The organism is Thalassovita gelatinovora (genome assembly GCF_001458355.1).
GTDB classification, from domain to species: Bacteria; Pseudomonadota; Alphaproteobacteria; order Rhodobacterales; family Rhodobacteraceae; genus Thalassobius; species Thalassobius gelatinovorus.
The window spans coordinates 43,437-58,947 of the sequence record NZ_CYSA01000008.1; the positions used below are offsets into that span (position 1 = coordinate 43,437).

The 15,511-nt window shown below is 57.4% G+C and carries 16 protein-coding genes; 10 read left to right on the top strand and 6 right to left on the bottom strand.

Annotation, left to right across the window (positions count from 1 at the left end; all coding sequences use genetic code 11):
* The first annotated feature begins 220 nt into the window (after window positions 1-220).
* From TG4357_RS03990 to TG4357_RS04030, 9 genes are read left to right on the top strand one after another with little or no spacing between them, the layout of a single operon-like run.
* Complete coding sequence (locus tag TG4357_RS03990) at window positions 221-1,006, top strand: creatininase family protein (RefSeq protein WP_058261590.1); 786 nt, start codon at window positions 221-223, stop codon at window positions 1,004-1,006.
* A complete protein-coding gene (locus tag TG4357_RS03995; RefSeq protein WP_058261591.1) occupies window positions 1,003-2,280 on the top strand; it encodes an amidohydrolase family protein in 1,278 nt (425 codons plus the stop codon). The genes TG4357_RS03990 and TG4357_RS03995 overlap by 4 nt, the downstream gene beginning before the upstream one ends.
* Window positions 2,280-3,665 carry an FAD-binding oxidoreductase gene (locus TG4357_RS04000; RefSeq protein WP_058261592.1) on the top strand — a complete coding sequence of 462 codons (1,386 nt, stop codon included), beginning with the start codon at window positions 2,280-2,282 and terminating at the stop codon, window positions 3,663-3,665. Before TG4357_RS03995 ends, TG4357_RS04000 begins: the two co-directional genes overlap by 1 nt.
* Window positions 3,666-3,678: 13 nt before the next feature.
* Window positions 3,679-4,260 (top strand): NAD(P)H-dependent oxidoreductase, encoded by a 582-nt coding sequence (locus TG4357_RS04005; protein ID WP_058261593.1) that lies wholly within the window; start codon window positions 3,679-3,681, stop codon window positions 4,258-4,260.
* Window positions 4,261-4,280: 20 nt separating this feature from the next.
* A complete protein-coding gene (locus TG4357_RS04010) occupies window positions 4,281-5,060 on the top strand; it encodes an ABC transporter ATP-binding protein (protein ID WP_058261594.1) in 780 nt (259 codons plus the stop codon).
* A 2-nt stretch (window positions 5,061-5,062) separates the two neighbouring features.
* Window positions 5,063-5,917: an ABC transporter permease gene (locus TG4357_RS04015; RefSeq protein ID WP_058261638.1), complete on the top strand. Its 855-nt coding sequence runs from the start codon at window positions 5,063-5,065 to the stop codon at window positions 5,915-5,917.
* Between the two features lie 53 nt (window positions 5,918-5,970).
* Window positions 5,971-7,113, top strand: coding sequence for a hypothetical protein (locus tag TG4357_RS04020; RefSeq protein ID WP_058261595.1), 1,143 nt, complete (start codon window positions 5,971-5,973; stop codon window positions 7,111-7,113).
* A 5-nt stretch (window positions 7,114-7,118) separates the two neighbouring features.
* Window positions 7,119-7,973, top strand: a complete 855-nt coding sequence (locus TG4357_RS04025; protein WP_233487425.1) for a bifunctional 5,10-methylenetetrahydrofolate dehydrogenase/5,10-methenyltetrahydrofolate cyclohydrolase — start codon at window positions 7,119-7,121, stop codon at window positions 7,971-7,973.
* A gap of 2 nt (window positions 7,974-7,975) precedes the next feature.
* Window positions 7,976-8,815, top strand: a complete 840-nt coding sequence (locus TG4357_RS04030) for a methylenetetrahydrofolate reductase (RefSeq protein ID WP_199484621.1) — start codon at window positions 7,976-7,978, stop codon at window positions 8,813-8,815.
* 112 nt (window positions 8,816-8,927) lie between these two features.
* On the opposite strand, the gene panB is transcribed toward TG4357_RS04030, so the two are convergent.
* The gene (gene panB / locus TG4357_RS04035) at window positions 8,928-9,737 is read right to left on the bottom strand and encodes a 3-methyl-2-oxobutanoate hydroxymethyltransferase (RefSeq protein ID WP_058261597.1); all 810 of its coding nucleotides are present in this window, start codon (window positions 9,735-9,737) and stop codon (window positions 8,928-8,930) included.
* Complete coding sequence (panC, locus tag TG4357_RS04040) at window positions 9,734-10,582, bottom strand: pantoate--beta-alanine ligase (RefSeq protein ID WP_058261598.1); 849 nt, start codon at window positions 10,580-10,582, stop codon at window positions 9,734-9,736. Before panC ends, panB begins: the two co-directional genes overlap by 4 nt.
* Window positions 10,583-10,771: 189 nt before the next feature.
* Here panC and TG4357_RS04045 point away from each other — a divergent pair, with 189 nt between their 5' ends.
* Window positions 10,772-13,267, top strand: coding sequence for a GcvT family protein (locus TG4357_RS04045; protein WP_058261599.1), 2,496 nt, complete (start codon window positions 10,772-10,774; stop codon window positions 13,265-13,267).
* A 245-nt stretch (window positions 13,268-13,512) separates the two neighbouring features.
* Here TG4357_RS04045 and TG4357_RS04050 read toward each other — a convergent pair whose 3' ends face one another.
* The 4 genes from TG4357_RS04050 to TG4357_RS04065 all read right to left on the bottom strand — a co-directional run bounded on the left by TG4357_RS04050 (window position 13,513) and on the right by TG4357_RS04065 (window position 15,505).
* The gene (locus tag TG4357_RS04050; RefSeq protein ID WP_058261640.1) at window positions 13,513-13,851 is read right to left on the bottom strand and encodes a carboxymuconolactone decarboxylase family protein; all 339 of its coding nucleotides are present in this window, start codon (window positions 13,849-13,851) and stop codon (window positions 13,513-13,515) included.
* A 92-nt stretch (window positions 13,852-13,943) separates the two neighbouring features.
* Window positions 13,944-14,600, bottom strand: a complete 657-nt coding sequence (locus tag TG4357_RS04055) for a DUF938 domain-containing protein (protein ID WP_058261600.1) — start codon at window positions 14,598-14,600, stop codon at window positions 13,944-13,946.
* Window positions 14,601-14,672: 72 nt separating this feature from the next.
* Window positions 14,673-15,071, bottom strand: coding sequence for a TadE/TadG family type IV pilus assembly protein (locus TG4357_RS04060; RefSeq protein WP_058261601.1), 399 nt, complete (start codon window positions 15,069-15,071; stop codon window positions 14,673-14,675).
* Window positions 15,068-15,505, bottom strand: a complete 438-nt coding sequence (locus tag TG4357_RS04065) for a TadE/TadG family type IV pilus assembly protein (protein WP_058261602.1) — start codon at window positions 15,503-15,505, stop codon at window positions 15,068-15,070. Before TG4357_RS04065 ends, TG4357_RS04060 begins: the two co-directional genes overlap by 4 nt.
* Between the last annotated feature and the right edge of the window lie 6 nt (window positions 15,506-15,511).

Below are 15,511 nucleotides of genomic sequence, written 5' to 3' on the forward strand. Positions count from 1 at the left end.
AGAGATGAAAGTCTATTATCGGCTGTCCGTTCGATAGATGATTCGAATGTGGCGCAGGTGAATGCATTGCATGACCGCCTAAATAATGGGCGGTGCGCTTTGAATCCCGTTACATATTAGGCCTCCTGCTGTGCGCACTCGTTTTGTGGATTGACGCTGACTTGATGTCGGCGTCACCTGAACGAACAAATGATCGATAAACGAACGAAACTGACGCGCAATGCCTCTCACCATCTGGTCCGACCTTAAAACAACTGATTTCGCTAGGATAAACCCGGCGACCGCCGTGGCGCTTCTACCCGTCGGCGCGACCGAACAGCATGGTCCACACCTGCCGCTATCTACGGATTCGATTTTGGGCGAAGGCGTGGCCCGGCTGGCAGCGGCCAAGACCGGAGCGGATGTTTACCTCCTGCCGACCGTGACCTATACGAAATCAGACGAACACTTGTCCTATCCGGGCACGCTGACTCTGGATGCCGAGACTTTACTGGCAACGCTGACACAGATCGGAAAAAGCGTGGCGCGCTCAGGGGTGCGAAAGCTGGTAATCCTGAACGCCCATGGCGGAAATGTGCCGGTTTTGGGGATTCTTGCCCGAAAGCTTCGAATTGAAGACGGTCTACTGGTGGTGACTGCTGGCTGGATGTCGATGGGCTTTCCTGATGGGCTTATTTCGGCGGAAGAACGACGCGACGGGATCCACGGAGGCTTGGTCGAGACTGCGGCCATGCTGCATTTCCGCCCCGATCTGGTGGATATGGGCGCAGCGCAGGATTTTGTTCCTGCTTCGCGTGCAGTGGCCGAAAACAATCAGATCCTTCGTATTCTGGGCCCGGTGGGCACCGGTTGGATTTCAGAGGACCTGCATCCGGCAGGGGTGGCGGGCAATGCCGCCGCCGCAACGTCCGAGATAGGGTCCGCGTTGGTAGAGCATGCCGCCGAACGCTATGCGCTGCTTCTGGAAGAAGTGGCGGCGCATCCGCAGCCGGGAGACGGGGTATGACGATGAACCGAGCAACGGTGGGCGATACCGTTTTGCGAAATCTTCATGTGCCGGCGACTTTGTTGGATGGGTTTTCCGGGTCAAAAGCCGAAAAGTCAGGATTGGTTCCGGTGGATTTGGCGATACGCGACGGCCGTTTCTTTCCGGCGGTGCCCGGAAAGGACGGACAGGATATGGGCGGGCGCATTCTGTTGCCCGGTTTCGTGGATATGCATGTTCATATCGATAAAGCTTACACTGTGCATCGTACCGGGTTTTCCCAACGCGGGTTGGGGCATGCTGTAGAATTGTCGATGAGCGACAGTCCGAACCGGACAGTTGACGACATGATCGAACGGATGGAACGTTCGTTGGTTGCGGCCGAAAAACATGGCACCGTGGCTATGCGTACCCATCTGGACACGCTTGATGCCCCCGAACAGAGCCCCGCATGGATCGCCTATGGCGAGATGAAGCGCGCCTGGAAGGGCCGGATCAAGCTTCAAGCTGTGGCGCTGATGGCGCTTTCACGGGTCGAAGAAGAAGCCTTTGCCCACCGCTGTGCTCAGGTCGCGGAGAGGGGGGGCATTCTGGGGGCCTTCATCGACACCAAGATGGCGACGCCAGAACGGCTGGATATCTATCTGGGTCATGCGATGGATCACGGGCTCGATCTGGATCTACATTTGGACGAAACGGTGGATCCCGACGCAGATGGGCTTGGCCGATTGCTCGAGGGGGTCGTGCGCAAGGGCTATCAAGGCCGGATCGTCGCAGGCCATTGTTGCGCACTGGCGCAAAAAACAGTGACTGAGCAGAATGCGTTGATTGCTAAAGTGGCAGAGGCGGGAGTGCACGTGGTGTCTCTGCCGCTTTCGAACGGGTTTCTTCAGGATCGCGCGCCGCACCGAACCAAGCGGATGGTCGGTCTTGCCCCGGTGCAAGAACTGGCGGCGGCAGGCGTTAATGTTGCTTTCGCCTCTGACAATGTGCGCGACGCGTTCTACCCCTATGGGACTTATGACATGCTCGAAGTGCAACGGTCGGGCACGTTCCTTGGACAGCTGGAAGCCGATCCAGGGCGCTGGATCGAAGCCGTGACACGCGCTCCGGCTCTGGCGATGGGGCTCGCGGATGCCGGGTGTATCCGTGCCGGTGGTCCGGCGGATGGGGTGATCTTCGAGGCATGGGACTGGGCTGACCTTTACAGCGGCATCGGGCTTGAACGCTCGGTCTTCCGAGGCGGACGGATGCTGAGTGCCGCTGCCGGATTCAAGACAAGGGAGCATGCCTGATGGCGGATTTGATCGCTTTACGCGACGCGCTGTCCGGATTCGATCTGGACGAAAACCCGAATTCCGTGCAGCGGAAAAGCCGGGATTTCTATTGGTATAGCCCGGTCCTGATGGAGCAGTTAAAAGATGTCTGCGCCGATCTGGTGGTGACGCCGAAGGACGAGGCCGAGCTGATCGAGATCCTGAAAATCTGCTATGCCCATGACGTGCCGGTTACGACGCGCGGGGCAGGAACGGGCAATTATGGCCAGGCGATGCCGCTTGAGGGCGGGGTGGTTCTACACATGAAGCACATGACCGCGATCAAGAGCATTGCGGATGGCGTATTGGTGGCCGAGGCTGGCGCCATCATAAAGAATCTGGAAATTGCCGCGCGCGAGGCAGGAACGGAGCTGCGGCTGTTTCCGTCGACTACCGCGATGGCCACGCTGGGCGGCTTCATCGCCGGCGGTTCTTCGGGGATCGGAGCGATCCGCTGGGGTGGACTGCGCACACCGGGCAATATCCTTCGGGTGCGGCTGGTCACGATGGAGGCCGAGCCACGCATCATCGAGCTGACTGGTGACGATGTTTTCAAGGCGGCCCATGCATATGGGGTGAATGGGGTGATCACCGAAATCGAGATACCGGTTGATCCCGCTGTCGACTGGTGTGACGTGCTGATTGGGGCGCCGGATTTTACCACCGCCACGAAGATTTCTTTCGCAATTGGCGAGGCCGAGACGATCACAAAACGCATGGTTTCGACCTTCGAGGCCGAGATCCCGGCAGCCTATTTCAACCGCTACACCGAATTCACCGTGCCCGGCGAAGCTGTGGTCGCCGTGATCGTGGCGCGCGCGGATCTGGAAAAGCTGGAAACTCTGATCGACGAAACGGGTGGCAGCATGCGGTTTCGGGCCGACCGTGACATCGGAGATCGAAGACTTCCTGCGGTCTATGAATATTGCTGGAACCATACGACGTTGCGCGCGCTCAAGGTGGATCCGTCGCTATCTTATCTGCAAATGATGCTGCCCCATGACGACCTTTACAGCGCGATTGCGCGGGTAAAGGCCGATTTCGGGGACGAATTGATCCTGCATTTCGAAATGACGATCTTCGCTGGCAAGGTAACCGCCATGTGTATGCCGGTTCTACGCTATACCAGCGCCGAAAGGCTGGAACAGCTGATAGTCACGCTGGAACACGATTATGGCGTGATCGTCTTTAATCCGCACCGTGTAACCCTGGAAGAAGGCGGGATGAAAAAGACCGACCCCTCCCAGCTGCAATTCAAGCGCGAAACCGATCCTAAGGGACTGCTCAATCCCGGCAAGATGATTGCCTGGACTGATCCAGACTGGCGGCCGGAACCGGGTCGCGCCTACCTGTTTAACCGCTAATTCGAGGCGCACCATGAAAGTACACGTCATCTACGCCCATCCGCTTGAGGACAGTCTTGCTGGCACGCTCCACAAAACCGTTGTCGACAGCCTGACCGAAGCCGGTCATCAGGTGGACGATCTCAATCTCTATGCAGAGCATTTTGATCCGGTCCTATCGGCCGAGGATCGCAAGGAATACCACGATGTCAGCATCAACCGCATCAAAGTCGCCGCTTATGTAGATCGGTTGGAAAGCTGCGACGCGCTGGTTTTGTGCCATCCGGTGTGGAATTTTGGCTGGCCAGCGATCCTGAAGGGCTACTTTGACCGGATATTCCTGCCGGACGTGTCCTTCAAGTTGCGCGACGGCGAACTTCGTCCGGGGCTGACGAATATCAAGAAACTCGCAACGGTCACGACTTATGGAGCAAAACGCCATCGGGCATTCGTTCTGGGCGACCCGCCGCGCAAGAATGGCACCCGCTTTCTACGTGTGGTTTGCGACCCGCGCGTGAAGGTACAGTATCACGCGCTCTATGACATGAACAATGTCACCGAAGCGCGCGCCGGTGCCTTCATCAAAAAAGTTCGTCAGGCCATGCTGAAGTTCTGAGCTGTAGAAAGGAACCAGCTATGTCCTCATCACCTCAGACACCGATGGAAGCGCCCGCGCCGGGCGGAAACGCCATCGTTTTTGATAATGTCTCGATGACTTTTCCGGACGGAACCGAGGGGCTGAAAGGCACCGACCTCGCGATCCGACCTGGTGAGTTCGTTTCGGTTGTCGGGCCTTCTGGCTGCGGAAAATCGACACTCCTGAAGGTCGCCTCGGGGCTTGTGAGGCATACCGGCGGAGAGGTCTGGGTAGACCGAGCGCAGCTGGGGTATACCTTTCAGGATGCGACACTGCTGCCTTGGCGCAAGGTGATCGATAATGTTGCGTTGCTGATGGAACTGCGTGGCTATCCTGCCGCCGAGCGCCGACGTATCGCACAAGAGAAGATCGAGTTGGTCGGGCTGAAAGGCTTCGAGAACTCCTACCCGCAGCGGCTCTCTGGCGGCATGAAGATGCGTGCATCTCTGGCTCGTTCCCTGGCATTGAATCCGGCCGTTTTCATGTTTGATGAACCTTTTGGCGCCCTCGACGAAATCACGCGGGAACGGCTCAACGACGAGGTGATCGAGTTCTACACGCGTGAAGGCTTCACCGGGATATTCATAACCCACTCCATCCCGGAAGCTGTCTATATGTCGTCCAAAGTGGTCGTCATGTCGGCTCGTCCGGGCCGGATCGTGGCCCAGTTCGATATTCCCTTCGCCTATCCGCGTCACCCTGATCTTCGCTACGAACCTGAATTTTCAAAACTCAGCGGAGAGGTTTCTAAAGCCCTTCGCGCCGCTATCGAGGGATGACCATGTCCGAAATCGCCAAAAAGGCCAAGGTCGAGGTCTATCCGCCGCAGCCGGTGCCGACACCCCCGACGCTGACCAAGAGGCTGATACTCAATCTGATGCCACCAGTGATCCTGGGGATCGGGGTTATTATCGCCTATGCACTGGTGCGCAATTCGCTACCACCGCACCGGCAGTTCCTGATGCCCTCGGCCGGGGGGCTTTGGGAACTGGCGCTCGGGCTGCCGGATTTCCGCCGCGAACTTCTTGCGCGGACCGGGGTGACAATTGGGATTGCTTTGACCGGTTTGGCCGTGACTATTCCCACGGCGATCGCCGTAGGCATCATCATGTTTCGCTTCTATACGCTTGAAAAGGCTATATTTCCTTTCCTTGTTGCTCTGCAATCCGTCCCGGTCATGGCGATCATCCCACTGATTCAAAGCGCGCTTGGTTTCGGGCTGGCACCAAAGGTTTTGATCGTCGTTTTGTTCACATTCTTTGCGATCCCGACGACTCTTCTTCTGGGGCTGAAAAGCGTTGATAAGAACATCCTAAACCTGTTCCGTTTGCAGGGGGCGAGTTGGTGGGTGATGCTGCGCAAAGCCTGTTTTCCTTCGGCAGCCCCAACGCTTTTTGCTGGATTAAAGATTTCGGGATCATTGGCGGTGATTGCTGCGATCGTGTCGGAGCTTTTCTTCCTGTCTGGCGAGGGTGGCCTCGGGCAGCTTCTGATGAATTCGAAAATCGATTTCAAATACGAGCAGATGTATGCCGCTCTGATCGCGTCCTCGATACTGTCGATTTCCGTCTATCTCCTCTTCAACTGGCTGGGGAACCGGCTTTTTTCACACTGGCATGAATCATCTGAGAAGTAGCGGCAGGCTACCGTCATCCCTCCAACCCATTCTTAGCAACAGGGGCACTTTCCATGAAAACGACTCTTAAGACAGCGACCGCACTTGTCGCCTTGGCCGCTTCGCCGGCTCTGGCTGGCGATTTTGCCGAAACCCATTACACGACGCCGTTGGCTGACGTCTGTCCAAGTCCGCTGATCATTCAGAAAGACTGGCTGGCACAGGCCGAACAAGGCCCGATTTATCAGATGATTGGCGCAGGCGGCGAAATGGTTTCGGGACAATACACCGGTCCGCTGGGATCGACCGGGATCGATCTGACGATCCTCGAAGGCGGCGGGGGCATTGGTCTTGGCGATGGCGAGACGGCTTATTCAGCGCTTTTCACCGGCAACTCGAAAGCCGGTGTCATGCCGCACCTTGGTTATCAAGAGTTGGACAATGCTTTTATCTTCTCCAAGCGCTTTCCCGTGACGGGCATATTCGCGCCGCTCGATGCCGCGCCGACTTCGTTGTTTTGGGACGAAGCTACATATCCCGACGGGTTCTCATCGATCGAAGATCTGGCCGCTCTCGAAGGTACTGATGCCAAGATCTATGTCTCCACCATCAAACGTACCTTCGGCCTATATCTGGCTGAAAACGGCGTACCGTCCGATCTTTTCGTCGAAGGTTACCGGGGGGATCTGGAAAACTTCGTGACGAACAACGGCGCATGGTTGAACCAAGGTTTCGTTACTTCGGAACCCTACAAGCTGGAAAACGGCATGAACTGGGCGAAGCCAATCAATGCGCTTCTGATCAACGATCTGGGTTATGGCAACTACACCGGTATGCTGTCGGTCGCGACCTCCCGGATGGATGAATTGTCGCCCTGTTTTGAAAAGCTGGTGCCGATAATGCAACAAGCAACTGTCGACTATGCCAAGGATCCAACCGAAGTGAATCAACTCATTCTCGAATTCCTTGACGCTGGCATGGCTGTTGGTTGGTGGACTTCGACCCCGGAACTGATGACATATGCTTCGGAAACCATGGTCGATCTAGGGATCCTCGGGAATGGATCGAACGAAACGATCGGTGACTTTGACATGGACCGCGTTGCCTCGATTCTTGAAATCGTGGCACCCCAGTTTGATGAACGCGCTGATCCCGAAGTAACCCCCGGAATGATCGTGACAAACAAGTTCATCGACCCTTCCATCGGTCTGGAGTAATTGCGATGCGCGGCATAATGCAGGCACGGATTCTGGACGGGGACGCGTTGGCCGCGCGATTGCGGGAAAATATGAAAACGGAGGTCGCGGGACTGAAATCCCGCGGTATCCAGCCCAAATTGGTAACGATCTTGGTCGGCGATAATCCCGACAGCGCCACTTATATCGGGCGCAAACATGCTGATTGCACCGAGCTGGGGATCGATTCTGTCGATATACGGCTGCAAGAAACAACCACCGAGGTCGAATTGATGGCGCTGGTGGCTGACTTCAACGCTGACCCGGCGGTGCAAGGGTTGATGGTGCAAATACCGCTGCCGGAACATCTTGATGACGATGCGGTCAAGGCAGCGGTTCTACCGGAAAAAGACATCGACGGATTGCACCCGGAAAACCTCGGTCGATTGTTGGCTGGCAATCCGGGTCTGATATCTTGCACGCCGGATGCGATCCTGACGCTTCTGCGCGCCTATGACGTGCCGCTTGCCGGTCGTAACGTGACGATTGTCGGGCGTGGCCAATTGGTCGGCCGACCACTTGCGATGCTGTTGTCGATGAAAGGCATAGATGCGGATGTGACGCTGCTACATTCCCATTCCACAGATATTCCAGCGCGACTGCGCGAAGCTGATGTGATCGTTGCGGCCTGTGGCCAACCCGGATTCGTCACGGCCGATATGGTTAAACCCGGAGCTGCGGTGGTAGGTGTCGGCATCACTTATGATGCTAGCGGTGCGATGATGTCGGATGTGGCACAAGACGTGGCCGGGGTCGCGGGCTGGGTCACGCCGCCCCATGGTTCGGTCGGGCCGCTGACAAGGGCTATGCTGCTCAAGAACCTTCTGATTGCGGCAGGTTGAACGTGGCTGTCGCTGCTTCGATAGAAATCCCGCCAGCACGCGTGCTGGAAATGCAGGATCTGGCTGCGGTGCTGCCCAAGGGCGTACGTGTTTATCTGCCCGAATTGGGTACGGACAATAACGAAACTTTCGTTGCCGCAGCCTGCGCCTTGCGCGCAATCGGGGCCGAACCGGTGCCGCATCTTGCCGCGCGCCGGATCGCCTCGCACGCTGCCCTTGAGGCAAGGGTCGCGCGGCTTGCAAGTGAGGCAGGGGTGACGGATGTGCTGGTTCTGGCCGGTAGCCCGCCTTCGCCGGAAGGCCCGTTTGCCGATTCCATGAAAATCTTGGAAACAGGTGTGTTGGATCGGCATGGGATCACCCATATCGGGGTCGCAGGCCATCCGGAAGGAAGCCCGCATTTTACAGATGAGGTGGTTCAGAACGCGATGCGCTGGAAGGCGGATTTCGCCATGCGCAGTGACGCCGAGATGCGCATTGTCACCCAGTTTGGTTTTGATGTGGCGGGGATGGTCCGCTGGTCAGAAGAGATAGCCGCATCAGGGATCACCCTACCTGTACATCTGGGGTTTGCCGGGCCTACAAAACTGCGTGCGATGCTGCGCTATGCTCGGTCCTGCGGGGTTGGGCCTTCAATGCAGGTGCTGACATCTCGCGGCAATGCGCTGTTGCGTCTTTTTGCAGGCTATGCCCCCGAACCGTTGGTGCGGGAACTTGAAACTGCATTGGCCAGAATGAAGACGGGCAATATCGCTCAGATCCACCTTTACCCTTTTGGCGGATCCGAGCGCACGGCCAACTGGCTGCGCGCCCGGGGAAGCTGGCCCGAGATAAGCGCCTAGAGGGATGCAGGATGAGCGTTCGATTTCACAGACATTCGTCTTTGCGTAATGCGCGCCTTTCTGGGCCGATTTCGACGAAAGTCTTGTAAACAGGACAGAACCTTGTAGGTTTTTACCGGTAGACCTGATCAGGACCGGGGAAATTGCGTGATTTCACATCCTCGGCATAATCCGATACCGCATTTTCAATGGCCGGCCCCAGATTGCCATAGGTCTTGACGAATTTCGGGGTCCACTCATTCAGCCCCAGCATGTCTTCCAAGACCAGAATCTGACCATCGCAATCGGCGCTGGCACCGATGCCGATGGTGGGGATACCGATCTGTTTGGTGATCTTGGCCGCCAGCGGTTCGACCATGCCTTCAAGCACGATGGCAAAGGCACCAGCCTCGGTCACGGCCTTGGCGTCAACTTCGTGCAGCGGCCAGCTGTCTTGATCGCGGCCTTGGGTCTTGAAGCCACCTATCACATGGCTTGACTGCGGGGTCAGTCCGATATGGGCCATCACCGGGATACCGCGTTCGGTCAGAAATCGGATGGTTTCGGCCATCCGTGCGCCGCCTTCCAGCTTCACCGCGCCGCAGCCGGTTTCCTTCATGATCCTGGCGGCGTTACGGAACGCCATGGCAGGGCTTTCCTCGTAGGTGCCAAACGGCATATCGACCACGATCAGCGCTTTCTGAGTGCCGCGCACCACCGCCTTGCCATGCATGATCATCAGGTCCAAGGACACGCCCAACGTGCTTTCCATCCCATGCATCACCATGCCAAGACTGTCACCGACCAGAATGAAATCGGCGTATTTGTCGACGATTGCTGCGGTATGGGCGTGGTAAGATGTTAGCGACACGATTGGGTCGCCCCCTTTGCGCGCGACGATCTGAGGAACGGTGATACGGCGGATCTGGTTTTGTGCGCTCATGGCTGGATTACCCTTTGGTCGATCAAAAGAATGTCGGAAAACTGGACCGATATCATGATGGCCAGCGGTTCAATTATGACCCCGTGAAGACTGTTCAGCCCGTCGGCGGTTACTGTATCCAGACCGCACAACTTTGCCCTTGGTTCTGCGGCAATTGTATCGATGATCACATTGCGGATATCGTCAACGGTCGCGCCCGTGCTGCATGCGCGAGCTTCGGCCAGATCAAGCGACCTGTTCAGCACCACTGCCGCCAAGCGATCAGCTGGTGACAGGCGCTGATTGCGCGAAGACATGGCAAGACCATCTGCTTCGCGTCGCGTCGGCCCGCCGATGATACCGACCGGCATATGCAGGTCGTGCACCATCTGCCGGATCACCATGAGTTGCTGATAATCCTTTTCGCCGAAAACAGCGACATCGGGTTGGGCGATGTTGAAAAGCCGGTTCACCACAGAGGTCACGCCACGGAAATGGCCCGGCCGCACCTTGCCATGCAGCATGTTGGCGAGCCGGGTGGTTTCAACGATGGTTTCGTCACCGGGGGGATAGATGGTGTCTGCATCGGGCAGAAACACGATGTCGACGCCTGCTTTGTGCAACAGCGCCAGATCGCGATCTTCGTCGCGTGGATAGAGGTCCAGATCCGCAGCATCGCCGAACTGTGTCGGATTCACGAAGATCGAGACAACGCTGCTGGTCGCATTGGCCTGGGCCAGCCGGACCAGCGACAGATGGCCGTCATGCAATGCGCCCATGGTCGGTACGAAACCGATGCTTCTGTCCTGACGGCGCAAATCCGCGACGGCGACGCGGCAGTCTTTGATGCTGCGACAGATTTTCATGCCGATTGGCCCCTCCCTCAATATACCGTATATTTACGGTAGTCGTTGCGCAGCAGCAAGGGGGAAAGTCGCGGGGGGAATTTCATCCATGTGTCGGTTTCACGCGCTCATGGGTCGGCTGGTTCTCGCACGCCGCAGCGCAATCGGTAAAACTCGCAACAACGCAAGGTCCAACGGAGTCGTCCCGCAATGAAAACCCATGTCAAAGCTCTGGTTGTCGGCGGTGGGGCCGTCGGCGCTTCGATCGCCTATCATCTGGCGCGCGCCGGCTGGTCCGATGTGATGCTGCTGGAACGCGACGAGTTGACCTCGGGCTCGACCTGGCACGCGGCCGGGTTGTTGCCGCTGTTCAACATGAGCTATGCCACCACCCATATCCACAAATATTCTGTCGATTTCTACAAGACGCTGGAGCAGGAAACCGGGCTCAATGCCGGGTTTTCGGTGGTGGGCAACCTGCGCATGGCGCAGACGCAGGACCGGATGGACGAATACATGCTGTATGCGTCGACGGCGGAAACCTGCGATGTGCCTTTTGAATGGCTCAGCCCGGCACAGATCAAGGACCGTTGGCCGCTGGTGCGAACCGAGGATCTGAAAGGCGCGATTTTCCACCCGACCGACGGCTATATCAACCCGGCCGACGTCACGATGGCGATGGCCAAGGGCGCGCGGCAGCGCGGCGTGACCATTGAGCGCAAATGGCAGGTCGACGGCTATGAATGGACAGGGGCCGACTGGAAGGTCACCTGCACCAAGATGGTCGAAAAGGGCGGCAACCTTGTGTCGAGCGAGGAACAGGTGGTGATCACTGCCGAGCATGTGGTGACCGCCACCGGCAACCACGCACAGCGCACCGCGCGCCTGCTGGGCATCAAGATCCCGGCGATCCCGGTCGAACACCAGTTCATCGTCACCGAACCCGACCCGGCGCTGGTCGAATACCGCAAGCAGGGCGGCGCCGAACATCCGGTGCTGCGCGATGCCGATGCCAAATGGTATGTGCGTGAAGAACGTGGAGGCTGGATTCTCGGCCCGTATGAACGCAATGCCCCGGCGCGGTTCGCTTATGGCGTGCCCGACAGTTTCCGCGCCGATCTGTTCCCGCTTGATCTGGACCGGATCGAAGAAGAATACATGTCGATGATCCACCGGCTGCCCAGCTCCGAAACGGTCGGGCTGAAGGACGATTTCAACGGTCCGATCTGTTACACACCGGATGGCAATCCGTTGGTCGGTCCGGCGCCGGGGTTGCGTAATATGTGGTTGGCAGAAGGTTTCAGCTTCGGCATTACCGCGGCTGGTGGAACTGGCTATTACTTGGCGCAGATGATGGTCGAAGGCGAGGCCGAGATCGACATGGCAAGCCTCGATCCCAAACGCTACGGGTCTTGGATGACCACTGAATATGCCGTCCGCAAGAACGAAGAAGCTTACGAACACGTCTTTATCCTGCATCACCCGGATGAGGAACGCGAAGCCTGCCGCCCCCTGCGAACCTCGCCCGCCTATGACCGGCAGGCTGCGCGTGGCGCACAGTTTGGAAGCGTGAATGGCTGGGAACGTCCCAATTATTACGCCCCCGAAGGGTTCAAAGATCATGCCGCGCGCAGCTTTCGTCGCGGCGGTTGGTGGCAATATGCGGTCGAGGAAGCCAAGGCGATCCGCGAAGGGGTGGGGCTAATTGATGCGACCGCCTTTACCAAACACGTGGTCAAAGGACCCGGCGCGACCGCCTTTGTCGATTGGTTCACATGTAATAAATTACCCAAGGTGGGCCGGATCAACCTGACCTATGCCTTGACCGATGCAGGCACCACCCGGACTGAATATACCATCGTGCGACTGGGCGAAGACGAATATTACATGGTCTCGGCTGGAGCCTGGACCGCGTATGATGCCGATTACCTGAAAAAGGCGGCTGCGGATAAAGTGGATGAATTCGGGTATGTCGAAATTCAGGATGTCACCACACAATGGGGCGTTTTTGCCATCGCCGGACCGAAATCCCGCGATGTGCTGAAAGCGGTGATCAAGGATGGTGACCCCGAAACGGCGCTGTCGAACAAACGTTTCCCATGGCTCAGCGCGCGACAGATCGAATTGGGCATGTGCCCGGTGAACGCGATCCGGGTCGCCTATACCGGCGAATTGGGCTGGGAACTGCATCACCCGATCGAGATGCAGAATTACCTGTTCGATCTGTTGGAACAGGCGGGCGAACAGCACGGCATGAAACTGGTAGGCGCAAGGGCGCAGAATTGGCTGCGGCAGGAAAAGTCCTACCGCGCGTTCGGCACCGAACTGGGCCGCGATGCGACGCCGCTGGAAGCCGACCTGCCACGGTTCGTGGATCTGTCCAAGGATTTCCATGGCAAGGCGGCGATGGAAGCCAAGGGTATCCGTTCCAAATGTTGTACCTTGCTGATCGACGGGCCGGCAGACGCTGATCCTTGGGGGCGCGAAGCCCTGTATCTGGGCGATGGAACGCGGGTAGGGCGTTTGACCTCGGGAGGGTACTCGGTGGCGTTCAGCAAAAGCATCGGTATGGGCTATGTTCGTCCCGATCTGGCGGTGGACGGCCAGAGACTCAAAGTCCGGATGTTCGATCAGCTGTGGGATGCAATCGTGGTTTGCGACAGCCCCTACGATCCCAAGAACGAAGCCATCCGCAAGGACGGTTGATCCAAAACCGCACAGGCGCGCCCATTTAAGTCGTTCTTCGCCTGCCGCTCCGCTCTCCGATTGCCTCCGGCGGGAGTGCTTCAGCCAAGATGAAACATCAAAGGATTGCTAAATTTCATCTTGGCCCAAATACGCCGGGGTGAATTGGCCGAAGGCCAAGAGGGGCTGGGCCCCTGCCACCCGGCGACTGGCACCTGAAGTGCCTGTCAGAGAGGTCTTGTGCGCCTGAAACGCGCTCTTGTCGACTACGCCGCGCTCAGTTCGTCAAAGCATTCCAATGCTTTGCCGGCATACATCGTGGCTGGCCCGCCACCCATCTGGATGGACATTGCCAGAACATCGGACAATTCTTCCCGGGTTGTCCCGGCTTTGATCAGCGCTTCGACATGTAATCCGATACAGGCTTCGCAGCGGATTGCCACAGCGATGCCAAGCGCGATGAATTCCTTGGTTTTGAAATCAAGAACGCCTTCTTCTTTCACCGCCTTGGACATCGCACCGAACCCTTTGGTTACGTTGGGGATCGTCTTGTAAAGCGTACGTAGGCGGTTGCGGGTTTCAGTCAGGTTTTCGGTCCAGGCCATGCTTTCGGCTCCTTGAATGTGAATTGAGCCCAGCCAAACCATGCCGCAACGCGGCGCGCTTTGATCAAGATCAGATTGACGTCAGGTCCGGATCAGGGGCGGCGGCTAACAAAGGCCAGATTGTTTGCCGGCATCTCCATCACCCGCACCAGTTCAAGCCCGGCTTGCTGTACCCATTCGATTACATCCCAATCGTCCTTGTATCCGATGTCGGGGTTCTGGCGGCGCAGGTTGGCATCAAATTCGGCATCGCCTTCAGAGGTGGTTTCCCCGTCGCGCAAAAAAGGACCATAGAGGATGAAAACCCCGTCTTGGTTCAGGGCCTGCGCAGCCTCAGAAATTACGGTTTGCACCGATTGCGTCGGGATCAGGTGCAGAAGGTTGACCAGCACGATCAGGTCGTGTCCCGCATGACTCTTGGACCAGCCGGATACGGCGGCATCAAGGTCGATTGCTGGGCTGATATTACCCAGTTTCATGGCTTTTGCGTGCAGGTCGATGGACCGGCGCCGGTCTGGCGCAGGATCGCTGGGCTGCCATTGCAAATTCGAAAGACATGCGGCCAACGCACAGGCATGTTCGCCGGTGCCAGACGCGATTTCCAGCGCACGGCCAGAAAGCGGCGCATGTGCCGACACCAGGGTACAAATAGCATCCTTATTCCGCGCGGCAGAAGGCGCGTACATCCTGCCATCGTTCGATGACTCTGCCAGAGAATGGGTGTCGGGCAGGGAGAGTTTGTGTGTCATGACAGATTTCCTGATCGCGGGCGATGCGGCCCGGTTGGAAAGGTGCCATCCACAGGGACGGAAATAAAGAGGTCAATTCGAGATGGGGACCAGACGATTGATTTGCAAATCGACCAGATCGATATGCAGCAACGGTGTCGCCATCGACATCGGGTAATAGAGCGTCAGGTTTTGAAAATCTTTGCCCGCGATGGTCAACTGTTGTGTAACGACCTCCAGCAGGTCGGGATCGAAACCGTCCAGCGATGGCGGCATGTCGACTGTATTTGCGTTTGCATTCGGATCCATCAAAATCTGTCGGGCGATTTTGTCAGCGGCGAACCCCAGCTTGTTGTGCAGGTAAAATCCCCGCGCCACATCCAGCAGTACCACCAACATCACCAGATAGACGCTGCCGACGATGGCAAATTCCAACGCTGCGGCACCGTCTTCTTTGCGGATGAACCGGGATATGAATCGTGACAGTTTCATCTTTGTTGCAAGAAAAGAGTTGGAGTGAATTGGATGTTGGGCATGAGCCAACCGTTGTGATGAAACTGACCGTCAAGTTTCAGGAACACGCTGGTCGGGTCGGTCCCGTTGCAGATGTTGGTGCAAGACACCTGGGACGCACTGACCGTGCCACACGTGCAGAATTGAGTAACCTGAAACGAGGCCTGATCCGTGCCGAGTCCGGATTCGGCTGTGGTTTCCATCATTTCCAGCGTATCATCGATCGACCCTGTCATCATCGCGACTTGCAAGCCGTTGCGTAGCGCTGCATCCATGGCCATCCGGTCGGAAATTGATTTACCAACATCAAAAGTCGCCAATGTCATCAGCAACATAATCGGCGCAAGCAGCGCGAATTCCACCACCGAGCTACCATTGGTTTCACGCCCAAAGCGGTGCAGAAACGCACGCATTCGCAC